The organism is Micromonospora sp. C41 (genome assembly GCF_018070485.1).
GTDB classification, from domain to species: Bacteria; Actinomycetota; Actinomycetes; order Mycobacteriales; family Micromonosporaceae; genus Micromonospora; species Micromonospora chalcea.
Window position 1 is genome coordinate 42,450 of record NZ_JAGPXP010000014.1, and the last position, 24,956, is coordinate 67,405.

Below are 24,956 nucleotides of genomic sequence, written 5' to 3' on the forward strand. Positions count from 1 at the left end.
TGCGACGGAGAAGGACCGGTCTGACGGCGGCGCTGGCGACAGGGGCCCTCTCACTCGCCTCTTGCGGTGCCAAGCGCAGCGTGTACTCCTCCGACCCCGGGCAGGTCACCGACGGCGCCTGCGACACGGACCGCGTCCGGTGAGCCCGCTCGTGCAGCGCTTCCGCGCCGTGGTCGCCATGTGGATCTTCGTCGGCGCGGGCGGGTTCCTGCTGGCCGGGTTCCTCGGCCTGGCACTGCTGACCCAGACGGGTCCGTTCGCGGCCGCGTCGACCTTCTCCGCCGCCGCCGAGTTCGCCCCCGGCGCCGAGATCAAGGTGCGGGACACCGGCGTACGCCCCGGCAACATCCTGATCCTCGCCACCCCGGCCACAGTCGACCCCGCCACCGTGCGGTGCACCGCGAAGAGCCGGGTCTACTCCACCGGCGAGCAGCGGACCAGCGAGCTGACCGGGGCCCGGCCCGAGGGGACCGCGGCGGTGATGCGCGACCGCGGCGACCCGCGGCAGTTCACTCCGGTGCTGGCCACCGACGGCATCGGCTGGATGGGCACCGACTTCGTGAGCTGCACCGGCGCCGGTGCGGAGGCGTTCGCGCTGACCACCGCCGAGGGCATCCAGAGCGACAGGTTCCGGCTCGGCGCCGGACTGCTGCTCATGCTGCTCGCCCCGGTGTTCGCCGGGCTCGGCTGCCTCGCGCTGTACTTCACCCGGAAGTGGAACCGGGAGGCGGCGCTGCGCGGCGGCTCGACGAGCTGGCCCTACCGGTGACCGGGCTGCGCCTGCACGTGGGCTGTGCGATGTGGGCGCACAAGTCCTGGTCCGGCCGCTTCCTGCCGCACCCGCTGCCCGCACACGAGCGGCTGCGCGCGTACGCCGGGTGGTGCGACGCCGTCGAGGGCAACACCACGTTCTACGCGACCCCGGCCCGGGAGACGGTGGCGTCCTGGGCCGAGCAGACCGGCCCGGGTTTCCGTTTCCTGCCGAAGCTGCCGAAGGCGGTGACGCACGAGCACCGGCTCACCGGCGGCGAGGCGGCGCTGCGCGCGTTCCTGCACGCGATGGAGCCGCTCGGGCCCCGGGCGGACGCGCTCTGGGTCCAGCTGCCCGGCTCGTTCGGCCCCGGCGACGTGCCCGACCTGGACCGGTTCCTGCGCACGCTGCCCGACACCCACAGGTACGCCGTCGAGGTCCGCCACCCCGCCTTCTTCACCGAGCCCGGCGCGGTACGCGCGCTGGAGGCCACGCTGCACCGGCACGGCGCGGAGTGGGTGCCGTTCGACACCACCGCGTTCTTCCGTACGCCGCCCACCAGCGAGGCGGAGCGGGAGGCGTGGACGCGCAAACCGCGCCTGCCGCTGCGTACCCGGGCGCTGACCGACCGGCCGCTCGTGCGCTACCTGGGCCGCGACGACCCGGCCCGCACGGTCGAGGGCTGGCAGCCGTGGCTGGACGTGGTCACCGGCTGGCTGCGGGAGGGCCGCTCGCCGACGGTGTTCGTGCACACGCCGGACAACGCCGACGCGCCCGAGCTGGCCCGCCGCTTCCACGACCAGGTCCGCGAGCGGGTGCCCGGGCTCGCGCCGCTGCCGGAACCGGAGCCGGTCGGCCCGGCCACGCTGTTCTGAGCGCCGGCGTGGGTCCGCCTGCGCGGCCGGGCTGCGCGTGCCCGGCCGCGCTGACCCGGACCTCAGCCCGGCCGGCCGCCCTCGGGCGGGGGCAGGCGATCGTCGTACGCGCCGGAGCGGCCCGCGTACCGCTCGCCACGCAGGAACGGCAGCGGGTTCGGGGTGCAGCCGTGCAGGCCGAGCGTCTGCTGCTGCATCACCGGCGCCGGGCGGCCCCGCCCCGGGCAGCGCTCGTGCCCGTGACCCAGGCGGTGGCCGACCTCGTGGTTGACCACGTACCGGCGGTACGCGGCGAGGTCGCTGCCGTACGCGGGCGCGCCGAGTACCCAGCGGGCCACGTTCACCACCACCCGGTTCCCGTTGCGGCAGGACGTGTACCGGTCCAGCCCGTCCCCGCACAGGTCGTCGCGCGTACCGGGGGTGGCGAGGTAGACGGTGAAGTCGGCGGGCCCGTCGGCACCGACGCGACGCAGGGCGATCCGCCCGTCCGTCGTCCAGCCACCCGGTCCGGCGAGGATGCCGGTGACCTGCGCCCCGAACTCGGCCGCTGGCAGACCCGTGATGTCGCGCTCCACCGCCACCCGGTAGCGCAGCAGCCGGCCCGTACCCCCTGTGGTGGCCAGCTCGGCGGCGGCGAACCGCCACCGGTTGCCGCCCTCGGCGGGATAGCCGATCCGCGCCGGCCGGGGCCGGACGGGCGCCGCCGCCGACGCTGCAGGCGCGGCAGCGGACGGCCCGACCGGCTCGGACGGCGTGGCTGCGGGCTGGTCGGCCACTGCCGGTGTGCAGCCGGCCAGCGCCACCGCCAGCGCGATCACCGCCGCGCCACCGCGTGTCCGGTCCACGGTCCTGGTCATCTCGTCTCCCCTCGGCGCCCGGTCGGGGGCACGGGGATGAGGACGGGTGGCCCGTCGCGAAAGTTGGTGCGGCGGGGACTCAACCTTTTCCGCTGCCCGCACGTCCCTACCGGGGTGAGAGGTGCAGAGGACCGGCATGGCCCGGGGTGACGCGGAGTTCGTCGAGTTCGCGCGGGCGTGCTCCGGGCGGCTGACGCACGCCGCCTTCCTCATGACCGGCAACCACCACCACGCCGAGGATGCCGCGCAGACCGCGCTCGTGCGCACGTACGCGTCGTGGTCCCGGATCCGCAACGGCGACCCGTACGGCTACGCCCGGTCGGTGCTGGTGAACCACCTCGTCGACACCTGGCGGCGGCCGATCCGCGAGTACCCGAGCGACGACCTCCCGGAGCGAAGCGGCGGCGACCTGGCCGAGGAGGTGGCGACGCGGCGGTGGCTGGTCACCGCGCTCGGCACGCTCACCGCGCGGGAACGCGCCGTCGTCGTCCTGCGTCACTACTTCGACCTGCCGGAGGCCCAGGTGGCCCGCGAACTCGACGTGTCCGTCGGCACCGTCAAGAGCACCTCGTCCCGGGCGCTGGAGAAGCTGCGTACCGCCGGCCTGTCCGCGCCCCGACCGCAGGAGACGTGCCGGTGACCGAGATGGACGAGCTGCGCCGGGCCATGCGGGCGACCGAGCGGGCCGGTGGTCTGGACCTCGACGACATCATGCGCCGGGGGCGGCGGCTGCGCCGGCGACGGCGGGCCGGCGCAGCCGTGGCGGCGATGACGGCGGTGCTCGCCGTGGCGTTCGGCGTCGAGGCCGTGGCGACGCGGCCCGGCCCGCCGAACCTCCCGGGCGGGGAGCCGGCCGCCACCGCGTCCGCCGGCCCTCCAGCGCCCACGCCGACGGCCGCGCCGGCCCCGACCCAGTCGCCGCTACAACCGCTCGGGACCGTCGTGGACAGCGGCATCCGGTACGGCGCCGAGGCGCGCGTGTTCTTCATGGTCCCGATCGACGTGCCGGAACTGCCGCGTGTGACGATCGGCCTGGTCGCCGGACGCCGCGCGCCGGACGGCCACCTGACCTCCGACTTCCTGCTCAACGACGTGTCCGGCAGCGACCGCCGGGCCGGGTTCCACGAGATCGGGTACGACCAGCAGCGGGCGCCCACCGACACGTCGATACCGACGTTCGGCTACTTCGTCGGGCCGGCGGCCCGCATCGTCGGGACAGTCGACGGCCGGCAGGTCGAGGCGAAGCTGGCCAGGTGGAGCGAGGACCCCCAGGTGGTGATCTTCTGGTTCGACCCGAAGACCCTGACTCCGGGAACCCGCCTGGACGGCATCACCGCCCGAGACCCCCAGGGCCACCGCCTGTAACCCACCCGCCCGCTCCCTCCCCCGCGTCTTGCGCGTTGATCAAGGAGTTTGCGGACTGGCACCGCCCCGACAAGGACACAAACTCCTTGATCACCGGGAAGGGAGGGGCCGGGCGTGAGAGCCCATCCCGCCCCGAGCTCCCTGGTTCGCCGACTCGAGCCGCCCCGCGCGCCCTCCCTCGCCTCGGCGCCCCGAGCCACCCGTAGATCTTGGTACGAAACGGCCCCCATGGGGGCGCTCTCGTACCAAGATCTACGACTGCTCCCGGGATACGGACCACGGATCTCGGGCCATGGGAGACCCGACGCGCCTGGGACGGGCAGGCGAGGCTGGCACCGGCCCTCGTCGGCGATCTTGCACTTTCCGCCCGGTCAGATGGGGCATTCAGGACATCCACCGGCCCGCAAGTGCAAGATCGCGGGAGCGGGGAGGGGGCGGGAGGGGGCGCGGGGTGGGGGTGTGAGGATCGGGGGCATGCGTGCTGTGGTGTTCGAGCGGTTCGGGGTGCGGCCAGAGGTTTGCCGGGTGGATGATCCGGCGCCCGCGCCTGACGGGGTGGTCGTCCGGGTCGGCGCTACCGGGTTGTGCCGCAGCGACTGGCACGGCTGGCAGGGCCACGACCCGGACATCCGTCTGCCGCACGTGCCGGGGCACGAGTTCGCCGGCGTCGTCGTGGCGGCCGGCGCGGACGTACGCGGCTGGCGGCCCGGCGACCGGGTCACCGCGCCGTTCGTCTGCGCGTGCGGGCGGTGCCCGTCGTGTCTCGCGGGCGACCAGCAGGTCTGCGAGCGGCAGACGCAGCCGGGCTTCACCGGCTGGGGCTCGTTCGCCGAGCTGGTCGCGGTACGGCACGCCGACGTGAACCTGGTCCGGTTGCCGGACGAGCTGGACGAGGCGGCCGCCGCCGCGCTCGGCTGCCGGTTCGCCACCGCGTTCCGGGCCGTGATCGCGCAGGGCCGGGTGGCCGCCGGTGAGTGGGTGGCGGTGCACGGCTGCGGCGGCGTCGGCCTGTCCGCCGTGATGATCGCGGCGGCGAGCGGGGCGCGGGTGGTGGCGGTGGACGTGTCGCCCGGCGCGCTGGAACTGGCCCGCCGCAGCGGCGCCGCTGTCTGCGTGGACGCGAGCACGCTGGGCGGTCCCGCCGAGGTGGCCGCCGCGATCCGGGACGCCACCGGCGGGGGCGCGCACCTGTCGCTGGACGCGCTGGGCGCTCACGCCACCTGCGTGGCGTCGATCGAGGGACTGCGCCGGCGCGGCCGGCACGTGCAGGTCGGGCTGCTGCCCGCCGCGCAGGGCCGCCCGGCGCTGCCGATGGACCTGGTGATCGCGTACGAGCTGGAGCTGCTCGGCAGCCACGGCATGCCGGCCCACGCGTACCCGGAGATGCTGCGGCTGGTCACCGCCGGGGTGCTGCGCCCGGCCGACCTGGTCACCCGCACCATCGACCTGGACGCCGCGCCGGACGCGCTGGCCACCATGGACCGGCCGGCCGTCGCCGGGATGTGCCTGATCCAGCCCTGAGAACGGGCACGGGCCGGCCCGGCGCCGGGAGACCCGGCGCGGACCGGCCCGCGAGGCCGTCCGGTCAGTCGGTGACGGTCACCGTGACGGTACGAGGCGGCTGCTGGTACTGCCCCCGGTTGTCCATGCCGCGGATCGTCACCGTGTACGTGCCGGCCGGGATCACCGGCGACGTGTACGCGAAGTTCGACCCCGGCGAGCCCGGGCTGGTGAGGAACGTGGCGATCCACGGCCAACTGCTCGGCGCGCCCGCCCGGCCGAACGTGCCGGCCGAGTTCATGCCCTGCCCGGCGCTGTTGCCGATCTGCACCTCGACCTTCTGCATCCCGCCGTCGTCCACGGCCCGGCCGGTGATCACGATCCGGCCGCCGGTGTACGCCTGTCCCTCGACCGGCGTGATGCTCGGCTCCAGCGTCGGGTCGGTGTCACCCGGGTAGACCAGGTAGCGGGCGGTCGCGCCGCTTGTCGAGTTGTCCTGCTGGCCGGCGGTGTCCACGGCCCACGCCTCGACGCTGTACGTGCCCCGGGTGGGCAGGTCGATCGAGAGCGTGAACGCGGTGCTGGTCGCGCCGGGCGAGGCGAGCGTCGCGTCGACAGTGGCGAACGCGGCGGCCATGGTGCCGTTTGGCTGCACGTACCGGCCGGTGTCCAGGTCGCGCAGCGCGATCCGGACCGCCCGTACCCCCTTGTCGTCGGTGGCGGTGCCGGCCAGGTCCAGGTGCAGCTGGTCGATGTCCTGGTTGGTGCCGGTGAAGCTGAGCAACCCGTTGGGGAAGGCGTCGCCGGGCACCTGAGCGGTGACGGTGAGCCGGCCCATGTTGTTGCTGGAGGTGGTCAGGCCGAGCTTGTCGGTGGCGCGTACCCGGAAGTCGTAGACGCCCGGGGTCAGCGGCACGGTGGTGAACGACCAGTCGAACGTCGCGGCGTCGAGGTTGGCCGGGGAGATCCGATGGTAGCCGGCGACCGAGTCGGCGCCCCACGTGCCGTCGCTGGCCAGCGCCTCGCGGGTGGTGTTGTTGCGCAGGTAGATCTCCACCGACTTGAGCGCGTCGTCGTCGTTCGCCGTACCGGCGAACGTGATCGTGCCGCCGGGCGCGACGGTGAGCGGCGCCGGGTTGCCCGGCGGGGTCATCGCCACCGGCGAGGTGATCGCCACGGTCGGCGGTACGCCGTTGGCGGAGACGGTCCAGTCGCGGGTGTCGCCGCGCAGGTCGCTCTGCCCGGTGGTGTCGACGGCGGTGGCGGTCATCTTCCACTGCCCCTCGGTGGGCAGCGTGACCTCGTACTGCCAGGTGGTGGACGTCGCGCCGATCACGTCCGGCTCGCCGCGGAACGTGTTGTAGACGGCGGCGACGGTGCCATCGTCCTGCAGGTACCTGTTGTCCGGCGTGCGGAACGAGTAGATCAGCGAGTTGACACCCTTGTCGTCGGTGGCGGTGCCGGAGGCCACGAACGTCTGCGTGGCGAGCAGGCCGGCCGACGGTGAGCTGATCCGGGTCGACGGCGGCAGGTCGTCGAAGCGGAACGTCTCGATCTTCTTGACCGCCTTTGTGGTGTCGCCGGCACCGTTGCGGTCGAACGTCTTGGCCTGCAACTGGTAGACGCCGGCCGGCAGCGTCACCGGCAGGCTCCACGTGGTGGAGGTGGCGTTCGGCGCGGCGAGCGTCGTGTTGATCGCCTTGAACGCGCCCCAGGTGGTCATGTCGGCCTGGAGGTACTTGCCACTGTTGCGGTCCTGGATCTCCAGCTGGACGCGGGCCACTCCGGCCGGGGCGAGCGCCTGGCCGCTGATGGTGAACTCCTCGCCGGCCGGCTTCACCGCGCCCTCGATCGGCGTGGTGACTGTGGTGTCCAGCGGCGCGGGCGCGGGCTCCTTGGAGAGGTCGAAGAAGGCCACCCGGCCGGTGGTCTTGCCGCCCTTGACGTTGCCGTCACCGCCGACGAGCAGGCCGCGCGAGGTGGCGATCATCGCCTTCTCGCCCTCGTACGAGTTGGAGCCGGGGTTCCACTCCAGCGCGGTGCCGGTGAGCGGGTCCAGCGCGCCGAGGTGGTCGCGGCGGACCACCTGGTCGCCGAGGCCGTAGCCGCTGAGCCCCTGGCCGGTGCCGTAGCCGACGTTGTCCAGGCCGGGCCACGGCACGTTCGACGTGGGCGACTCCTGCCAGCTGAAGTGCCCGCCGACGTAGACGGCGGTGTCGGTGATCGCGACCGAGTAGATGCTGTCGAAGTGCCGGGAGATCCAGAGCGGCTCGACGTGGTCGTTCCCGGTCAGCGGGTACGCGATGGCGGTGTCGTTGATCGGCGGCCGGTCGCCGCCGGAGCCGCTGGTGACCACGAAGTACGAGTCGTCCGGCGCGATGTCACCGGCGAAGACGCGCTGGATGCCGCCGACGAAGGAGAGGTTGTCCTCCCACAGCCGGGTACGCCAGGGCAGCAGCGCCTTGCTGGCCGTACCGATCAGGGCCACGCCGTAGCGGTCCTGGCCGGCGATCTGGCGGCCGGTGTGCACGACGAGAAGCTTGCTGCGGTCGTGGGTGAGCTTGAGCTGCTGCACGGTGAGCATGCCGCCGACGCCGATGCCGCCGGTGAGCGGCAGGTTGAAGCCGGTGTCGACGGCGCCCGTGGTGGGGTTGAGGGCGGCCAGGCCGCTGCGGCTGACCCCGTTGACGGTCGCGAACTGACCGCCGACGTAGACCGCGTTGCCGCTCACCGCGAGCGCGGTGGCCCGCGCGTTGGCGGTGGCGGTGAACGCGGCGATCGGCGCGCCGGTGGTCGGGTTCAGCCGGGCGATCTTGCGCTTCGTGACGCCGTTGATCGTGTTGAACGTGCCGGCGATGTAGAGCGACGAGCCGTCCGGTGACGCCTCCACCGCGGTGACCGCCCCGTCGATGACCGGCTTGAACGCGGTGTCCACCTTGCCGGTGTCCAGGTTGTACGACGCCAGGGACTTCTGCGCGATCGCGGACCCGCCGACGTTCGCGATCGAGGTGAACGTGCCGGCGATGAAGACCCGGTTGCCGATCACCTCGATGTCGGTGATCTCGCCGTTGGTGATCCGCGGCGTATCGGTGCGGGGCGTGGTCGGCATCAGCCGGGTGTCCCCGGGGGTGACCAGCGCCCGGGTGGCGGTGGTACGCGCGGCGCCGAGCGCGGCGCTGCTCCCGGTCGCCTGGGCGCCGGTCCGGCCGGCCGCGCCGGCGTCCCGCACGACGACGGTGCCGGCGAGCGCCGGTACGCCCACCACCACGACCGCGCCGGCGGCGATGACCGCCACCGCGCGACTCCAAACTCGCATCGAGATGACTCTCCCTGTCCGCCGGGACGGCCCCCCTCGGGTGATTCCCGGGTCCCTCCGTCCGCGTGCCGGACGCCACCGTAGGAGGCAAAGACATTTCGCGATACGTGCCGCACCGGTAATCGACCGGTCGCCATCAATTCCGGCCACACCGGCAGGCCCGCTCCTCCGATCGGGTCACCCGTGCCGCCGTCCGGCCGCCGCGGCGTTCAGTCGCCCCGCACCCGGGGGTGGCGGTGGTCGGTGAGCCGCAGGCCGACACCGCGTACCGCCGCGATGGTGACGCCGGTGCCCAGCTCGTCGAGCTTGCGTCGCAACCGCTTCACCAGGGACTGCACGTCGGCCCGGCCGTGCGTCGGCGCGTCGCGCCAGACCGCCCGGTGCAGCTCGGCGTAGCTCCACACCCGTACCGGCTCGGCGGTCAGGCAGGTCAGCAGGTCGCGCTCCAGCCGGGTCAGGGCGGTCTCGCGGTCGCCCCACCGGGCGGTGGAGCGCGCTGCGTCGATCACCAGCGCGCCGTCCGGCGCGGGCTTCGGCTCGGGTACGGGCGGACCCGGCGCGCCGGCCGGGTCCGGCGCGTCCGCTGTGATCAACTCGCGCAGCTCGTCCAGATCGGCGACCATCAACAGTGGCGCGACGCCGTCGAGCAGCTCGGTCAGCCGCAGCCGTTCGGCCGGGGACGACGTCACGCCGATGACGAGCGAGAAGGGCCGCTCCGGCGGCTCGGTGCCGGAGTTCGCCGCGTTCGTGCCGTCAGTCGTCACCGCGCCCCACCGTGACAAAAACTGTCAACAAGCCATCCGGTCCGGGGGCCTGTTGGTGACATGTTGCTCACGTACGGTCATTGATCGTTCCCTCATGTCGATCATAGTGTCCATTCAGGTGACCGGCGTAGACCCGCACGGACACCTAGGGGGCCTGGGGGGTTCTGGTAATACCGGTGCGACCAGTCGGGAGAGCGCGTCTCCTGGCCCTTCTGCCATGGCTCGATCATCAGCGGGTCATCGGAACAGGAGGCAGCACCGATGCTGAGACGTCCACACAGATGGGGCCCGGCCCGGCGGCTGGTGAGCGCGGGCGCCGCCCTGGTGCTCGCCGCGACCGCGCTGGCCGCCACCGGCACTGGAGCACAGGCCGGCACGGCTACCGGCGCGTCGGCCGGCGACAAGATCCGCCCCGAACTCACCCGGCAGCTGGAGGGCAAGAGCGAGGGCGACTTCTGGATCCACTTCTCGGGCAAGGCGGACCTGGGCAAGGCCGCCGCGATCAAGGACTGGAACGAGCGCGGCGCCGCCGTCGCGGCGGCGCTGAAGAAGACCGCCGCGGAGAGCCAGGCCAAGATCCGCGCCGAGCTGGACCGCTCGGGCACGAAGTACCAGAGCTTCTGGGCCACCAACGCCATCAAGGTCACCGACGGCTCGCTGACCATGGCGCAGAACTTCGCCGCCCACTCCGAGGTGGACGGCCTGTACGCGCCGATCGAGTACAAGCTCCCCGAGACCATCCCGGGCACCGACGAGAAGTCGGCGAACGCGCTGGAGTGGGGCATCGCCAACATCAACGCCGACGACGTCTGGGCCCAGTACGGCGTCAAGGGCGCCGGCATCACGGTGGCCAGCATCGACAGCGGTGTCCAGTTCGACCACCCGGCGCTGGTGAACTCGTACCGCGGCAACAACGGTGACGGCACCTTCGACCACGACTACAACTGGTTCGACGCGGCCGACGAGTGCGCCACCGCGCCGTGCGACTCCGACGGCCACGGCACGCACACCATGGGCACCATGGCCGGCGCCGACGGGGCCAACCAGATCGGTGTCGCCCCCGAGGTCAAGTGGATCGCCGCGAACGGGTGCTGCCCGTCCGACGCCGCGCTGGTCTCCTCCGGCCAGTGGATGCTGGAGCCCACCGATCTCAACGGGCAGAACCCGGACGCCAGCAAGCGGCCGAACATCATCAACAACTCGTGGGGCACCAGGACGCCGTCGAACGAGCCGTTCATGGAGGACGTCACGAACGCCTGGACCGCGTCCGGCATCTTCGGCGTCTGGTCCAACGGCAACAACGGCCCGTCCTGCCAGACCAGCGGCTCGCCGGGCAGCCTGGCCAGCAACTACTCGGCCGGCGCGTACGACGTCAACAACAACATCGCCAGCTTCTCGTCCCGGGGCACCGGGCAGAACGGCGAGATCAAGCCGAACATCTCGGCGCCCGGCGTCAACGTGCGCTCCAGCGTGCCGACCAACTCGTACGCCAGCATCAGCGGCACCTCGATGGCGGCGCCGCACCTGGCCGGCGCGATCGCGCTGCTCTGGTCGGCGGCGCCCACCCTGGTCGGCGACGTCCCGGCGACCCGCGCGCTGCTCGACGACGCGGCGATCGACAAGGGTGACACCCAGTGCGGCGGCACCACCGACGACAACAACGTCTACGGCGAGGGCCGGCTGGACGCGCTCGCACTGCTCGCCGCCGCCCCGATCGGGGACAACGGCACGCTGGCCGGCAAGGTCACCGACGCCGCCACCGGCGCGGGCATCGCCGGCGCCACCGTCACGCTGTCCGGCGCGGCGGACCGCACGCTGACCACCGGCGCCGACGGCACGTACTCCTCGCTGCTGCCGGCCGGCGACTACCAGGTCGTCGTCTCCACCTTCGGGTACGCCACGCGCACGCTGTCCGCGACCGTCACCGCGAACACGACCACCACGCTGGACGTCGCGCTCACCGCGGTGCCGAGCGTGACGGTCAGCGGGCAGGTCACCGACGGGTCCGGGCACGGCTGGCCGCTGTACGCGAAGGTGAGCGTCGAGGGCACGCCGATCTCCGACTACACCACGCCCACCACCGGCCGCTACAGCCTGTCGCTGCCGTCCGGGGCGACCTACCGGCTCACTGTCGAGCCGCAGTACGCCGGCTACCTGACCACCACCAAGGAGGTCACCGTCGGCTCGGGCAACGCTGTCGCCAACATCGCGGTGCAGGCGAACCCCGAGGCGTGCACCACCGCCCCCGGCTACACCGTCAGCTCCGACGGCGAGTACGAGACGTTCGACGGCACCGGCGTGCCGGACGGCTGGACCGTGGTGGACAACGCCGGCACCGGCCAGGTCTGGGAGTTCACCGACGCCGGTGAACGCGGCAACCTGACCGGCGGCAGCGGCAACTTCGCCATCATCGACAGCGACAACTACGGCAGCGGCGGGCAGCAGGACACCTCGCTGGTCAGCCCGGTCGTCGACCTCACCGGCGTGACCACGCCGGTGATCCGGTTCAACCAGGACTACAACTGGCTCAACAGCGACCGCGCGGACGTCGACCTGAGCCTCGACGGCGGCACCACGTGGAGCAACGTGCTCCGGCAGGCCGCCGACGTGCGCGGCCCGCGGGTGACCGAGGTGCCGATCCCGCAGGCGGCCGGCCAGTCGCAGGTGCGGGTGCGCTTCCACTACTACGAGGCCAGCTGGGAATGGTGGTGGCAGGTCGACAACGTCCTCATCGGCAGCACGCTCGTCTGCAAGCCGGTGAACGGCGGCCTGGTGCTCGGCCACGTCCGCGACAAGAACGACAACAGCTACGTCAACGGCGCCACGGTGACCAGCAAGGACCGCCCGGCGGAGAAGACCACCACGGTGGCCACGCCTGACGACACCGAACTGCCCGACGGCTTCTACTGGATGTTCTCGTCGCTCACCGGCAAGCACCCGTTCACCGCCGGCGCGGGCAACTACGTGAGCCAGACCAAGCAGGTCACGGTCGAGGAGGACTGGGCCACCGCGGCCAACTTCCAGCTCGCCGCCGGCCGGCTGTCGGTGAAGCCGGCCTCGATCACCGGCACGGTCCGGATGCCCAGCGGGAAGGTCAGCAAGACGTTCACCGTGACCAACACCGGCGGGGCGCCGGTCAACGCCGAGTTCAGCGAACGCGACGGCGGGTTCGTGCTGCAACGGGCCGACGGTTCCCAGTTGTCCCAGCAGGCGCTGCTCGGCTCGACCGGCGCGCCGGTCCAGCGGCTGACCGCCGCGACGTCGTTCGCGGCCCGCTCGTCCGGCAAGTCGTCCACCGGCATCGGCGCGGCGGCGGCCCCGCAGGCGGACCCGTGGACCACCATCCCGGGCTACCCGTCGAACGTGATGGACAACCGGGTCGTCAGCGTCGACGGCAAGATCTACTCCATCGCCGGTGGCGACGGCACCACGTCGAGCGCCAAGAACTACCGGTACGACCCGATCGCCCAGGCGTGGACCGGCATCGCCGACCTGCCCGGCGCGCGTAACGCCATGACGGTCGGCGTGCTCGACGGGAAGATCGTCGCCACCGGTGGCTGGGGTGCCGCCGGACCGGACGCCGCCACCTTCTCGTACGACCCGGCGGCGAACACCTGGACCCGCAAGGCCGACAACCCGGCGCCGCGCTCGGCGGCCGGCCAGGCGGTCGCGGGCGGCAAGTTGTACGCGATCGGCGGCTGCACCACCGCGAGCTGCACGCCGATGTCCAACTCGGTGGTCCGCTACGACCCGGGCGCGGACACCTGGGAGACGCTGCCCGCGTACCCGAAGTCGGTGGCGTTCCTGTCCTGCGGCGGGATCGACGGCATCGTCTACTGCACCGGCGGCAACGACGGCACCACGTCGCAGAAGGCCGGGTACGCCTTCGACCCGTCCGCGAACGCCTGGACCGCCATCCCGGACGCGCCGGCCGACAGCTGGGCCTCCTCGTACGCGGTGGCGAACGGCAAGCTGCTGGTCGTCGGCGGGTCGCAGGGCGGCGCCATCACCAACGCCGGCTTCGCCTTCGACCCGGCGACCAACTCGTGGGCGAACCTGCCCAACGCCAACACCCCCCGTTACCGGGGCGGCGCGGCCTGCGGGTTCTACAAGATCGGCGGCTCGTCGGGCAGCTTCACGGCCACCAAGGACAGCGAGGTCCTGCCCGGCTTCTCCGAGTGCTCGGAGGCCGCCGCCGACGTGAGCTGGCTGACCGTCGACAAGTCGAAGGTCACGCTGGCGCCCGGTGAGAAGGTCACCGTCACCCTCACGATGACGGCGAACGTCGACCAGCCGGGCACGTACTCGGCGTCGGTGGCGATCAAGGAGGACACCCCGTACACGGTGGAGCCGGTGGCGGTCACCATGATCGCGCAGCCGCCGACCACCTGGGGCAAGCTGTCCGGCACGGTCTCGGGCAAGAGCTGCCAGGGCGCGACGGCGCCGCTGGCGGGCGTGACCGTGCAGGTCGACTCCTGGGCGAACTCCTACACCTTCACGACCGACGCCGAGGGCCGGTACGCCTACTGGATGGACCGGCGCAACAACCCGCTCACGTTGATCGTCGCGAAGGACGGCTGGAAGCCCCAGACGCGCCAAACGAAGATCAACAGCAGCACGCCCACGGTGGAGGACTTCACCCTCTCCCCCACCCGCTGCTGACCCGAAACACACATGAGTCGGCCCGCCGGGGGCCCCCCCCGGGGCGGGGCCGCCCCACGCCACCCCCTCTCCCCCGCGATCTTGCACTTACCGCCCCGGCAAGGCGCACAAAAGCCCCACCCGAGAGGCCGCAAGTGCAAGATCAGCGGCGCGGGGCGCGGGCGGGGCGCGGGCAGGGCGAGGGAGGGCGGGGTCAGGGTGGGGTCAGGCGGAAGCCGACGCCTCGGACGGCGTGGATGGTGGCGGGGACGTTGAGGCGGGCGAGCTTGCGCCGGATGCGGCGTACCACCGAGTGCATGTCCGAGCCCCGCCCCAGGTGGTCGTTGCCCCAGACCGCGCGGTGCAGCCGGGCGTACGTCCACACCTGACCGGGCGTGCCGGCCAGGCAGACCAGCAGGTCGTGCTCCAGCGGCGTCAAGCCGACCTCGCGCTCCCGCCAGCGCAGCACCCGCCGATCGGAGTCGACACCCAGCTCCAGCCCGGACGACGGGACGGAGGACGCGCCGGACGACGGAGCGGGCGGCTCACCGGCGGGTTGCGGCCGGGACGGCGGCAGGCCGGACGGACGACGGACCAGGTCGAGGAAGCGGCGGGCCTGGTGGACGCTGGAGACGATCAGGAACGCCTCGGTGCCGCCGAGCAGCTGGGCGAGCTGCCGTCGCTCGGCCGACGAGGACGCGACGCCGATGACCAAGGACGGCATCCCTGTCATCCGTTCCCACCTTTCCGGCAGGTTGAACCGCAACGCCGGGCGGTCGCCAGGCACGACGATGCGGGGCACCTGGCTTGCGGAGTTCGACCCGAGGGGTGCGGGGAGCTGCGGTTTCGTGAGGCTTCGGGGTGAACTACCGGGATCATATAGCCGAGCACCGATGATTGGTATAGCAGTTAACGTCGATGTAACTGCACGCGGTTCGGCACGCGCGTACCGATGAGAGCCGGGACGTACGCCGGTCCAATGCATGTGATCACGCACATGCTCTCCCTGGCCGGCGGGACGCCGACCCGCGCGGACATCGCCGCCCGCTGCGCCGAACTGGCCGAGGCGCTGCGCGGCCGAGACCGGGGCGTGGTGGTGTGCGACGTGTCCGCTGTCGCCGCGCCCGACCTGGTCACGGTCGAGGTGCTGGCGCGGCTGCGCCTGACCGCGCGCCGCTTCGGCTGGGGGCTGGAGGTACGCGGGGCGGGCGACGACCTACGCGAGCTGGCCGGCCTGCTCGGGCTGGCCGGCGCCCTCCTCCAGCCGGTCGGGCAGCCCGAACAGCGGGAACAGGCGGTCGACGTCGAGGAAGTTGTTGAGCGACGTGATCCGGCCGCCGGAGACGCCGATGACGATCAGCGCCCACGGCACATGTCCTGAGCCGTCGGGGTCACGCCGGTAGTGCCCGAACGCGGGCATTCCGTTGGCGGCCGTCGGCACCAGCCGGGACCCGCGGCAGCCGCTGCCGGTGCCGGCCATCCAGTCCGCGATGTGCGCGGGGCCGCGCAGCCACAGCGGCAGCGGCGGCATCGACAACGTCGCGTCCTCGTGCAGCAGCGCGGTCAGCGCCGTCAGGTCGTACGCCTCGAACGCGCGCACGTAGCGGGCGAGCAGCGCCTGCTGCTCCTCGTCGAGCGGACGGCGCGCGTCGGCCTCGGTGTCGGCCGAGGCGATCGTGGCCCGCGCCCGCTGCAGCGCGCTGTTGACGCTCGCCACCGACGTGTCCAGCAGATCGGCGACCTCCTGGGCGGACCAGGCGAGCACCTCGCGCAGGATCAGCACGGCGCGCTGCTTGGGCGGCAGGTGCTGCAACGCCGCGACGAACGCCAGCCGCACCGACTCGCGGCCGGCGACCACCTCGGCCGGGTCGGCGACCTCGGGCAGCACCCGGTCGTCGGGCGCCGGGCCGACCCAGATCTGCTCCGGGCGCGGCTCGCCGGGATGGGTGGCCGTGCCGACGCCCGCCGGGCCGAGGTCCATCGGCCGGACCCGGCGCTGCGCGCTGGTGGCCATGCTGAGGCAGACGTTCGTGGCGATCCGGTAGAGCCAGGTCCGCAGCGCGGACCGCCCCTCGAACTTGTCGAAGTTGCGCCAGGCCCGGACGAAGGTGTCCTGCACCGCGTCCTCGGCTTCGAAGGCCGAACCCAGCATCCGGTAGCAGTAGCCGGTCAGCTCCGACCGGTACGCCTCTAGTTGTGCCTCGACGGGAACGCTCGCCACCTCGCTCACCCGGCTGAAACTAGCCCACATGCTGCATGAACGCGAGTACCCCGGGCGCGCGGCGATGAGTACGCCCCGTTCGCCCGGTCCACCGGTGGTCAGGTCAGCACACCCGAGGAGCACCGATGACCACCACGCAGCGCGACGAGACCCACGCCCCCGGGCGGTACGCCGACGTCAACGGCGTACGCCTCTACCACGAGACACACGGCAGCGGACGGCCGATGATCCTGCTGCACGGCGGCCTCACCTCGGGCGAGATGTTCGCGCCGATCCTGCCCGTGCTCACCGCGAAACACCAGGTCGTCGTGGTGGACCTGCAGGGGCACGGCCGCACCGCCGACGTGGACCGGCCGCTCGACATGGCGTTGATGGCCGACGACGTCGCCGCGCTGATCGACCACCTCGGGCTGGACCGGCCGGACGTGGTCGGCTTCTCCCTCGGCGGCGGCGTCGCCCTGCACGTCGGTTTCCGGCACCCGGAGAAGATCGGCCGGCTGGTCGCCGCGTCCGCGCACATCCGCCGCGACGCCGTCTACCCGGACATGCTGGCGCAGCAGGGTCAGGTCAACGCCGCGGCGGCCGAGTACCTGAAGGACACCCCGATGTACGAGCTGTACCAGCGGGTCGCGCCGCGTCCGGAGGACTTCCCCCGGCTGCTCGACAAGATCGGCGAGGCGATGCGGAAGGACTTCGACCTCGCCGACCAGGTGCGTGCCCTGCGGGTGCCGACGCTCGTGGTCGCCGCCGACGCCGACATGGCCCCGCCGAGCCACTTCGTGGAGGTGTTCGAGCTGCTCGACGGCGGCCGGCGCGACGGCGGCTGGACCGGCGAGGGCCGCCCGGCGGGCGGGCACGCGCTGGCGATCCTGCCCGGCCTGACCCACTACGACATCGACCAGTCGCCGCTGTTCGCCGCGGTCACCCTGGACTTCCTCGACCGGGACCGCTGACCCGCGCGTGTGCCGCGTCCCGTACCGGGGTACCGCTTCCGGAGGAACACCGGTGAGGAGGACGAGATGACCGACCCCAGGTACGCACCGATCGGGCTGGCCACCGCCGGGCAACTGGTCCCCGACGACGGACAGACCGGCGGCGGTGAGGTCGTCGGCGCCGACGACGCAGCTGCCGACGCCGCCCGGGCCGGCGCCGACGTGGACCTGTCCGGGGCCGACCGCGACAGCGACGGCACCCCGGTGGGCGCCGCCGACGCCGAGGCCGACCGGCGGCGCGCCGCTGGCGAGTGACGCTCTCCGCCCCGCCGCCCGCACGAGGTGGCGGGGCGGAGCCGTCCCTCACCGGTCGACCGGCAGTTCGACGTCGGGCAGGTGCCCGAGCGCCCGGATCGCGGTGACGGCGGCGTACCCGTCGGCCAGCCAGGCGATGTCGGTGCCGGGGACCGCGCGGACCGCGTTCTCCTCCACCGCCGTACGCACGAACCCCTCGCCACGCTCGGCGACGGACACCTGCACCTGACCGAACGGCGCGAGTGTCGCCTGCCGCAGCCCGGCCACCTGATCGGCCGGCAGGTCGGGCACGTTGAGGTTGAGCACCGTGCCCGGGTCCGCCTCGGCCAGCCAGGGCAGCAGCGTCGCGGCCAGCTCGGCGGCGGTCGCCCAGTGGCGGGACTCGTCGTCCACGCTGTCCAGCACCGCTATCGCCGCGCCACCGCTGCCCGCGCTCGCCGCCGCCGGGGTGAGCACGTCGAGCGACACGGCCAGCGCGCGGATGCCGTTGTTGCCGGCGGTCAGCGCCGCGCCGACGGTGCCGGAGTGCAGGACCGCGTGGCCGGCGTTGGCGCCCCGGTTGATGCCGGACAGCAGCAGGTCCGGCACCGGCCCGAACACGCCGAGCCCGGCCAGCACCGCGATGTACGCCGGTGAGGCCGCCACCGCGTACGCGGGCACGTCGGGCAGGTCGTCCAGCTCGGTCTCGCCGAACACCAGCCGCCCGTCCTCGGTCACCGCGGACAGCGCCGCGCTCATCCCGCTCGCCTCGTGCTGCGGCGCGGCGACCACCACGTTCAACCCACGTTCGTACGCGGCCCGGGCCAGCGCGCGGATGCCGGGGGCGTGCACGCCGTCGTCGTTCGTCACCAGCACCCGGGGTGGCCGGTCAGCCGTCATCGTCGCCACCGTCCAGCGGGGTCAGCCGCACCCGGCCGGCCAGTTCCCGTACCGCCTCGGCCCGGCCGGTGCCCAGCCCGTGCCGGGTCACGTTCAGCGCGCCCGCGGCGGCCCCGACGTGCAGCGCCTCCCGCATGTCGCCGCCCCGGGCCAGCACCGCCGCCACCCCGGCGGTCATCGAGTCACCGGCGCCCCGGTGGTCGGCCAGCTCCAGCGGCGGGGCGTGCACCAGCAGCGCCTCGCCGTCCTCCGGCAGCGCCAGCGCGGGCTCCCCGGCCCGGCTGATCAGCACCGTCCGCGCGCCCCGATCCTGGCAGCGCCGGCCGGCGTCGCGCAGCGCCTCCACGCTGTCGTCCTTGGCCAGGCCGTCGTCGAGCAGTTCCTCGTGGCTGACCTTCAGCACGCTCACCCCGCCGTCGAGCACCGCCTCCAGGTACGGCCCGGACAGGTCGGCCACCACGGTTCCGCCGTTGGCGCTCAGGTCGGCGGCGAGCCGCCGGTAGATGTCCGGGTCCACCACACCCGGGTCGGCCGGTCCGCTGAGCACGCTCACCGGGGCACGCAGCCCTTCGGTGAGCGTCACCGTGTACAGCTCGTCGATGTCGTGCCGCACCATCGGCACGCCCGGGTTCTCGGCGATCTCGGTCCGCTCGCCGTCCCGCCGGTCGTGCACGTACCAGCCGGTGCCGGACTCGCGCCGCACCATCCGTACCGTGACGTCCTCGTCGTCGAGCAGCTTGCGGACCGCGTCGCCGACCTCGCCGCCGAGGCCCACGCACATGGTCACCGGCACGCCGAGCGCGGCGATCATCCGGCTCTGCCACACGCCCTGCCCGCCCGGGTGCAGATGCAGCTCGGTCGCTTCGCCCTGCTGCTCGATCGTCACCGTCAACAGCGGGGCCGGGGCGAACACCATCACCTTCTGGTCCATCCGCCAGTGTTGCCCGCTGACCGGCCCCGGTAATCCCCCAGGTCAGCGCGGGCGCGCGGCGGCGCGGCGGCGCCGCAGGTACGGCAGCGCGAACAGGTAGAGGCCGCTGATCAGGAGCAGGGCGAGCGGGAGCAGCGGCACGTAGGAGACCCACACGATCGGGTCCTTCTGCGCCAGCGCCACGAAGGTGATCACGACGGTCACGGTGAAGGCGATGGAGAGCCAGCGGTGCAGTTGGCGGATGCGCGTATCCATTGATGCCTACCTCCCGGCGGTGGCCTCCCCGGCGGGGAGGCCCGTGCCGGAAACGCTAGGTCGGGGCGCCCGCCCAGGGCTTCTCGATTCCTGACCGGTCCGCGCCGCCGTGCGCACGGGACCTTTGCCCGGCCGCCCTACCCTGCCGACAAGAGCAGCCGAGCCACGGGGGGCAGGCATGCAGATCATCGAACACAGCGTCATCGGCACCCGCTCGGCCGTGCTCCGGCTACGCCGGCCCGGCAGCCGGTTGGAGTTCCTGGTGTTCCCGATGCTCCACGTGGCGAGCCCGGGGTTCTACGCAGCGGTCACGAAGCGGCTCCGGGAATGCGACCTGCTCGTCGTCGAGGGCGTCAGCGGCCGGTCGATGGTCGGCTCGGCGTTGACACTCACCTACCGGGCCATGCCGGCCAACCGGCGCTCCGGCCTGGTGACGGACCCCATTCCGTACGCGTCCCTCGGTGTCGAGGTGCTCAACCCGGACGTGTCGGCGGCGGAGTTCGCCGAGGGCTGGCGGGCGATGCCGCTGCGGTACCGCCTCCAGATGTGGCTGGTGATCCCGTTCGTGACGGTGATGCAGTTCTTCGGCGGCACCCGGCGTCTGCTCTCACCGGAGATCGAGGTGAACGACCTGCCGTCGGCCGCCGACGAGCGGTACGCCGACCACGAGTTCACCGAGCACGCCGAGCGCGCGTTCGGCGGCGAACGCGACGAGCGGCTGCTCGCCGCGTTGTCCGAGCTGATCCGTACCCGGTCCTCCGAGCGCATCGACGTGGCGGTCGTGTACGGCGCCGGGCACGTGCCGGCGATCGTGCGCGGGCTCTTCGAGCTGCACGGATACCGGCCTCGCGCAGCCGAATGGCTCACCGTTCTGGAGCGGTGACCAGAGCGCTCAGGCGGCGTCGGAGCGCCGCACGAACCCGGCGACGGCGAGCGCGCTCATCGTGGTGGCCGCGGCAGCGGCGAGCACCAGGAGGGTGGTCTCCACCTGCACCGTACGCATGTACTCGCCGCCGTTCGCGGTGGCCGACGCGTAGCGCACGGCCGCGAGCGGGTTGAGCAGCACCGCGGCGATGCCGGCGGTCCAGGCCGCCCTCGGTAGCCGCTCGTCGCCGGGACGGACGGTCCTCCGGGCGGCCCAGCAGCCGAGGGCCGCGAACGTGACGAGCAGCGTGACCGGCAGCAGCCAGAGCACGGCGGGCAGCAGGTCGCGGAGGGGCACCACGGCGTCGAGCAGCTCCACCGGGAAACTGGCGCCGTCGTGGGTCACCACGCCGATCCGGTGGCGGTAGGCCGCGAGCGCGACCAGCGTGCAGCCGATGTGGACGGCGATCAGGGCGACGAGGGCGGACAGTGCGGCGCGGCGGGCGGACACCGGGCCGAGGCTACCGCCCGCGCGCTCCGGCGGGGGGCCGCCCGCACCGCGCGGTCAGACACTCAGGGCGAGATCGGCGACCTCGGCCGCGCAGCCCCAGGACAGCGTCACCCCGGCGCCGCCGTGGCCGTACGCGTGCACCAGCCGCCCGTCCGCCGGGTCGATCTCGACCCGGGGGCCGCCGTGCCGGGCCGGCCGCAGCCCGATCCGCTCCCCCAGCACCGGCGCGTCCGCGAGTTGCGGCACCAGCGCCACGCACCGGCGGCGGATCGCCGCCGCCTCCTCCGGGTCGGGACGGGTGTGCCACACCCCCGCCTCGTAGGTGCCGCCGAGCACCACGTCGTGGCGGCGCGGATGCACGTACGTGATGCCGGCCGGGTCGCCCTCGTCGCGTACCGAGACGGTCAGGCCGGGGTTCGCCACCAGCAGGACGTGCCCGCGCGCCGGGTACACGGCCGGGTCGGCGGCGAGCCGCCCGGCGGCCAGACCGGTCGCGTTGACCACGACCGGCGCGACCTCGTACGCCTCGGCGAGCGTGCCCAGCGCACGGCGGACGACCCGGCCGCCGCCCGACTCCAGGCGCTCCCGCAGCCAGGTGAGGTACGGGGTCATCTCCACCGACGGGGCGGTGAACCGCAGCAGCGCGGTGTACGGCGGCTCCGCCGGCTCGGCCGTCAGGTCGCCGCAGGCGTCGGCCCACCAGGGCGGCCCGGCGTAGCGGTGGCGCAACCACATCCGGGTGGGCCGGTCGACCACCCCCGGCACGCCGTCGGCCGCCTGGCGGCGCAGCTCGGCGTGGGTGTCCCGGGCCCAGCGCAGCACCCGTGGGTCCTCGTCGGTGTGGCTCGGGTACCAGACGGCGGCGGCCACGGTGGACACCGTGTCGGCCGGGTCGTGGGCGGTCAGCACGGTGACCCGGGCACCCAGCCCCTGGAGCGTGAGCGCTGTCGTCAGCCCGACGACGCCGCCGCCGACCACCACCACGTCCGCCTCGGTCATGTTCCGCTCCCGTCACCCGTACCCGTGTGTTCCTGCCGATGGTGGCCGCCCGGACGCCCGGTGTCCAAGACGGATCGGGCGGCGCACGGGACAAATCGCTTTGTCCGTCTCGGTTACGCTCGTGGCGTTTGGCCTTGGGGAGGTCTCATGAGTGCGGATCCTTCGATGAGCGGCGACTTCACCCGCATGCTCGACGCGACGATGGCGGCACTTCGGACGGTGGGTCCGCCGCCGGCGGACGAGCCGGAGACACCGGCGGTCGGCGAGGCCGCCGACGGGCAGGTCCGCGCCGAGATGGGACGCGACGGCAAGCTCCACGCGCTGCACGTCGAGCCGCGGCTGATGCGGCTCGGCTCCGAGGAGCTGACCGCGCACATCGTCAGCGCGGTGAACGCGGCGATCGACGGGCTGCGTACCGGCGAAAATCCGCAGGTCGCGGACATGTCGCAGTTGCGGGAGCAGTTGCAGGAGGTACGGGACACCGCCGTTCCCCGGCTCGGGTCGTTCCTCGATGCGCTGACCGAGGCGCAGGAGCGGATGGCACGCGGCGGGCAGCGATGAGCGGCGGCGGCTTCGAGGTGCACCCGCCGCTGATCCGGGCCGCCGGGCGGGGCGTCACCGACGCGGCCAAGCGGTTCACCGGCGAGCTGGAGGCGTTCGAGGCACGGATGCAGGGCTACGGCGAGCCGTGGGGCGCCGACGACATCGGGTCGCTCATCGGCATCGCCTACACCGAGGTGGCGAACTACATCTTCGACTGCGTCGGCATGGCCGCCGACGAGTTCACCGCAGCCGGCGCCGACATCGCCGGGATGGCCGACTCGTACGAGCGGGTCGACGAGGACGGCGCGGGCGCCATGCGTTCGCTGGCCGGCGGGCTGGGCTGAGCCGTGGGACTGCAACTACCGGGTGAGCTGGTCACCGCGCTCGGCTGGATCGGCTACACCTGGCCGGCCGCCGACGAGGAGAAGCTCTTCGAGATGGGCCAGGCGTGGCTGGAGTTCGGCGGCCGGATCGGGGCGGCGGCCGGCGCGGCGGACGCGGCTGCCGCGCAGGTGTGGACGCAGAACGTCGGTCCGGCGATCGCGGCGTTCCAGAAGTGGTGGGGCGGCGAGCAGAACGGGCCGGTCGTGCTGCACGACAGCATGCCCGCGGCGATGCTGCTCGGCGCCGGGCTGATCATCTGCGCGGCGATCGTCCTGGCGCTGAAGATCGCGGTGATCGTGCAGCTCGCCATCCTCGCGTTCGAGGTCGCCCAGGCGATCGCCACCGCCGTGGTCACGTTCGGCGCCTCGCTGGCCGAGATCCCGATCTTCCAGATCATCACCCGGGAGATCGTCGGCGCGCTCATCGACCAGGTCATCGGAAGACTGCTCGATGCCTAGCCCGAGGCGCGGCCGGGGCGCCGCCGCGAAACCGGCGGCCGGCAAGATCGTCCGCAAGGCGGTCGAGAAGCTGGAGAAGCCGATCGTCCGGGTCACCGGGCCCAACCGGAGCCTGCCCACCAAGGTCATCCGGGTACAGCGCCGGGACTTCCACGCCACCGCCCAGTTCCGGCGCAAGATGGCCGCGCTGAAGAAGCTCAGCGACGACGGCAAGCTCTACAAGGCCACCAACCCGGTGGCCCGCGACAAGAACCTCACCGACGGGTACAAGGACCGGATCCGCCAGAAGATCTGGGACAAGTACTGGCCGCACGACAAGGACCTCGCCAACCGGCTCAGTCAACGGCTCAGCGACTACCACCCCGACCACGTGTGGGAACTGCAGCTCGGCGGGCCGGATACCGTCGACAACCTCAAGCTGCTGCATGGTAGAACCAACACGGACATCGGCTCCCAGATCTGGGGGCAGATCCAGAATCTGCCGGACGGAACCCCGATCCGAATAGAGGTAGTGGATTGACTTCCGATCTCGCGCAGCTTCTCGCCGAACTCCGCGCCGACCTGGCCGCGGACGAGCCGGCCAGTCTCGCGTACGGGCAGATCGGCGACCCGGCCGACGAGGGCGACGTGCCGGCGGAGCTGCCGGACGGCGTCCGCGAGTTCCTGCTCGTGGCCGACGGGCTGCGGGCCGGCGCGTTCGAGCTGGCCTCGACCGGCCGGCTGCCCGGTGTCCAGTACTTCCTCGACTACGCGCCCGACTTCTCCCCCATCGGCCAGGACAAGGGCGGCTGGCTGGTCGTCGGCACACGCAGCGACGAGCCGATCTTCCTGGAGCGCGCCACCGGGGCGGTCTGGTACTTCCCGCCGACCGGCACCGAGTGGTTCATGGGCGACAGTTTCGAGGAACTGGCGCCCGACCTCGACTCGTTCGTGCACTACTACGTGCTCGGCCCCGGCTACGCCGAGCTGGTCACCGACGACGACGGGTGGTACGCGTTCCTCGACCGGCAGGGCCTGCTCGACGAGGCCGAAGCCGAGGACGAGGACGAGGCGCAGCCGTGACAGTCACCCGCGAGCAGCTCACCGCGCTGTGGGGTGAGCGGGGCGTCATCTACTTCCCCGACCAGCGTTTCGACGCGATCCTCGGGCCGCTCGGGCCGGAGGTGTTCCCGCCCGACGGCGCGCTTCCGGTCGAGGTGCCGATCCTGTTCACAGTGGACGTCTCGGTCCCCGACGTCGAGCTGTTCTCCACGCTGTCGATCGAGCTGGGCGACCAGGGCCCCCGCCCGTACGTCGTGCTCGGCTCCGCGCCGGAGGACCCGGCGCTGCTGTTCTGCCTGGACGCGGGCACCGGCGCGGTGATCCTGCTCGACCTGGAGACACCGAACCTGGAGACGGTGAACAGCACGTTCGCCGCGTTCGTGGAGTTCCTCTACCGGCTCGGCCAGCTCATCGCCACCGACCCCGGCGGGCGGGAGCGGGCCGCGCGGGCGGCGGCGATCCGCGACGACCTGCGTCCGGTCGACCCGGTCGCGTTCGCCGAGCCGGAGTCGTGGTGGAACATGGCCTTCGACGAGCTGGAGTCGACCGCCTGA

25 protein-coding genes and 1 pseudogene are annotated in these 24,956 nt (G+C 72.9%); 16 read left to right on the forward strand and 10 right to left on the reverse strand.

Annotation, left to right across the window (positions count from 1 at the left end):
- Positions 1 to 139: 139 nt before the first annotated feature.
- Both KBX43_RS16850 and KBX43_RS16855 read left to right on the forward strand, forming a co-directional pair.
- Positions 140 to 769, forward strand: a complete 630-nt coding sequence (locus tag KBX43_RS16850; protein ID WP_210885553.1) for a hypothetical protein — start codon at positions 140 to 142, stop codon at positions 767 to 769.
- Between the two features lie 29 nt (positions 770 to 798).
- Positions 799 to 1,626 carry a DUF72 domain-containing protein gene (locus KBX43_RS16855; RefSeq protein WP_210885519.1) on the forward strand — a complete coding sequence of 276 codons (828 nt, stop codon included), beginning with the start codon at positions 799 to 801 and terminating at the stop codon, positions 1,624 to 1,626.
- Between the two features lie 62 nt (positions 1,627 to 1,688).
- Here the strand turns inward: KBX43_RS16855 and KBX43_RS16860 are convergent, their stop codons facing one another.
- The gene (locus tag KBX43_RS16860) at positions 1,689 to 2,483 is read right to left on the reverse strand and encodes a DUF3152 domain-containing protein (RefSeq protein WP_210885381.1); all 795 of its coding nucleotides are present in this window, start codon (positions 2,481 to 2,483) and stop codon (positions 1,689 to 1,691) included.
- A gap of 136 nt (positions 2,484 to 2,619) precedes the next feature.
- On the opposite strand from KBX43_RS16860, the gene KBX43_RS16865 reads away from it, so the two are divergent.
- The 3 genes from KBX43_RS16865 to KBX43_RS16875 all read left to right on the forward strand — a co-directional run bounded on the left by KBX43_RS16865 (position 2,620) and on the right by KBX43_RS16875 (position 5,369).
- Positions 2,620 to 3,123, forward strand: a complete 504-nt coding sequence (locus KBX43_RS16865) for a SigE family RNA polymerase sigma factor (RefSeq protein WP_043325145.1) — start codon at positions 2,620 to 2,622, stop codon at positions 3,121 to 3,123.
- 5 nt (positions 3,124 to 3,128) lie between these two features.
- Entirely contained in the window at positions 3,129 to 3,848 is a 720-nt protein-coding gene (locus KBX43_RS16870) for a hypothetical protein (protein WP_247677473.1), read from the forward strand.
- 525 nt (positions 3,849 to 4,373) lie between these two features.
- Entirely contained in the window at positions 4,374 to 5,369 is a 996-nt protein-coding gene (locus KBX43_RS16875; RefSeq protein WP_307851543.1) for a zinc-dependent alcohol dehydrogenase family protein, read from the forward strand.
- Between the two features lie 64 nt (positions 5,370 to 5,433).
- On the opposite strand, the gene KBX43_RS16880 is transcribed toward KBX43_RS16875, so the two are convergent.
- Complete coding sequence (locus KBX43_RS16880) at positions 5,434 to 8,664, reverse strand: Ig-like domain-containing protein (protein ID WP_210885390.1); 3,231 nt, start codon at positions 8,662 to 8,664, stop codon at positions 5,434 to 5,436.
- Between the two features lie 209 nt (positions 8,665 to 8,873).
- Complete coding sequence (locus KBX43_RS16885) at positions 8,874 to 9,428, reverse strand: winged helix-turn-helix domain-containing protein (protein ID WP_064447446.1); 555 nt, start codon at positions 9,426 to 9,428, stop codon at positions 8,874 to 8,876.
- 261 nt (positions 9,429 to 9,689) lie between these two features.
- On the opposite strand from KBX43_RS16885, the gene KBX43_RS16890 reads away from it, so the two are divergent.
- The gene (locus KBX43_RS16890; RefSeq protein WP_210885400.1) at positions 9,690 to 14,090 is read left to right on the forward strand and encodes a S8 family serine peptidase; all 4,401 of its coding nucleotides are present in this window, start codon (positions 9,690 to 9,692) and stop codon (positions 14,088 to 14,090) included.
- A 193-nt stretch (positions 14,091 to 14,283) separates the two neighbouring features.
- On the opposite strand, the gene KBX43_RS16895 is transcribed toward KBX43_RS16890, so the two are convergent.
- Positions 14,284 to 14,802, reverse strand: a complete 519-nt coding sequence (locus tag KBX43_RS16895) for a winged helix-turn-helix domain-containing protein (protein ID WP_210885402.1) — start codon at positions 14,800 to 14,802, stop codon at positions 14,284 to 14,286.
- 264 nt (positions 14,803 to 15,066) lie between these two features.
- Here KBX43_RS16895 and KBX43_RS31590 point away from each other — a divergent pair.
- Positions 15,067 to 15,255, forward strand: a pseudogene (locus tag KBX43_RS31590) (hypothetical protein); the annotation flags it as partial.
- Between the two features lie 30 nt (positions 15,256 to 15,285).
- Here the strand turns inward: KBX43_RS31590 and KBX43_RS16900 are convergent.
- Positions 15,286 to 16,320 (reverse strand): sigma-70 family RNA polymerase sigma factor, encoded by a 1,035-nt coding sequence (locus KBX43_RS16900; RefSeq protein ID WP_043325152.1) that lies wholly within the window; start codon positions 16,318 to 16,320, stop codon positions 15,286 to 15,288.
- A gap of 95 nt (positions 16,321 to 16,415) precedes the next feature.
- On the opposite strand from KBX43_RS16900, the gene KBX43_RS16905 reads away from it, so the two are divergent.
- Both KBX43_RS16905 and KBX43_RS16910 read left to right on the forward strand, forming a co-directional pair.
- Positions 16,416 to 17,243, forward strand: a complete 828-nt coding sequence (locus KBX43_RS16905) for an alpha/beta fold hydrolase (protein ID WP_210885404.1) — start codon at positions 16,416 to 16,418, stop codon at positions 17,241 to 17,243.
- Between the two features lie 66 nt (positions 17,244 to 17,309).
- Complete coding sequence (locus tag KBX43_RS16910) at positions 17,310 to 17,537, forward strand: hypothetical protein (protein ID WP_043330397.1); 228 nt, start codon at positions 17,310 to 17,312, stop codon at positions 17,535 to 17,537.
- Positions 17,538 to 17,585: 48 nt separating this feature from the next.
- Here the strand turns inward: KBX43_RS16910 and surE are convergent, their stop codons facing one another.
- Genes surE through KBX43_RS16925 form a run of 3 tightly spaced genes read right to left on the reverse strand, consistent with a single transcriptional unit; the run spans position 17,586 to position 19,602 of the window.
- Positions 17,586 to 18,416, reverse strand: coding sequence for a 5'/3'-nucleotidase SurE (gene surE, locus KBX43_RS16915; RefSeq protein WP_210885406.1), 831 nt, complete (start codon positions 18,414 to 18,416; stop codon positions 17,586 to 17,588).
- Positions 18,406 to 19,347 carry a 1-phosphofructokinase family hexose kinase gene (locus KBX43_RS16920; protein ID WP_245254718.1) on the reverse strand — a complete coding sequence of 314 codons (942 nt, stop codon included), beginning with the start codon at positions 19,345 to 19,347 and terminating at the stop codon, positions 18,406 to 18,408. Before KBX43_RS16920 ends, surE begins: the two co-directional genes overlap by 11 nt.
- Positions 19,348 to 19,389: 42 nt before the next feature.
- Entirely contained in the window at positions 19,390 to 19,602 is a 213-nt protein-coding gene (locus KBX43_RS16925; RefSeq protein ID WP_210871059.1) for a hypothetical protein, read from the reverse strand.
- Positions 19,603 to 19,780: 178 nt separating this feature from the next.
- Here KBX43_RS16925 and KBX43_RS16930 point away from each other — a divergent pair, with 178 nt between their 5' ends.
- Complete coding sequence (locus tag KBX43_RS16930) at positions 19,781 to 20,485, forward strand: hypothetical protein (protein ID WP_210885408.1); 705 nt, start codon at positions 19,781 to 19,783, stop codon at positions 20,483 to 20,485.
- Between the two features lie 9 nt (positions 20,486 to 20,494).
- Here the strand turns inward: KBX43_RS16930 and KBX43_RS16935 are convergent, their stop codons facing one another.
- Together KBX43_RS16935 and KBX43_RS16940 are read right to left on the reverse strand one after the other, a co-directional pair.
- Entirely contained in the window at positions 20,495 to 20,977 is a 483-nt protein-coding gene (locus KBX43_RS16935) for a hypothetical protein (protein WP_210885410.1), read from the reverse strand.
- 54 nt (positions 20,978 to 21,031) lie between these two features.
- Positions 21,032 to 21,976 (reverse strand): FAD-dependent oxidoreductase, encoded by a 945-nt coding sequence (locus tag KBX43_RS16940; RefSeq protein WP_210885412.1) that lies wholly within the window; start codon positions 21,974 to 21,976, stop codon positions 21,032 to 21,034.
- 147 nt (positions 21,977 to 22,123) lie between these two features.
- Between KBX43_RS16940 and KBX43_RS16945 the strand changes: the two genes are divergently transcribed.
- From KBX43_RS16945 to KBX43_RS16970, 6 genes are read left to right on the forward strand one after another with little or no spacing between them, the layout of a single operon-like run.
- The gene (locus KBX43_RS16945) at positions 22,124 to 22,537 is read left to right on the forward strand and encodes a YbaB/EbfC family nucleoid-associated protein (RefSeq protein WP_043325160.1); all 414 of its coding nucleotides are present in this window, start codon (positions 22,124 to 22,126) and stop codon (positions 22,535 to 22,537) included.
- Positions 22,534 to 22,863: a hypothetical protein gene (locus KBX43_RS16950; protein WP_043325161.1), complete on the forward strand. Its 330-nt coding sequence runs from the start codon at positions 22,534 to 22,536 to the stop codon at positions 22,861 to 22,863. Before KBX43_RS16945 ends, KBX43_RS16950 begins: the two co-directional genes overlap by 4 nt.
- A gap of 3 nt (positions 22,864 to 22,866) precedes the next feature.
- The gene (locus KBX43_RS16955) at positions 22,867 to 23,361 is read left to right on the forward strand and encodes a hypothetical protein (RefSeq protein ID WP_043325162.1); all 495 of its coding nucleotides are present in this window, start codon (positions 22,867 to 22,869) and stop codon (positions 23,359 to 23,361) included.
- Entirely contained in the window at positions 23,354 to 23,881 is a 528-nt protein-coding gene (locus KBX43_RS16960) for an endonuclease (protein ID WP_210885414.1), read from the forward strand. The genes KBX43_RS16955 and KBX43_RS16960 overlap by 8 nt, the downstream gene beginning before the upstream one ends.
- Positions 23,878 to 24,423, forward strand: coding sequence for an SUKH-4 family immunity protein (locus KBX43_RS16965; RefSeq protein WP_166457531.1), 546 nt, complete (start codon positions 23,878 to 23,880; stop codon positions 24,421 to 24,423). Before KBX43_RS16960 ends, KBX43_RS16965 begins: the two co-directional genes overlap by 4 nt.
- Positions 24,420 to 24,956 carry an SUKH-4 family immunity protein gene (locus KBX43_RS16970; protein WP_030499656.1) on the forward strand — a complete coding sequence of 179 codons (537 nt, stop codon included), beginning with the start codon at positions 24,420 to 24,422 and terminating at the stop codon, positions 24,954 to 24,956. Before KBX43_RS16965 ends, KBX43_RS16970 begins: the two co-directional genes overlap by 4 nt.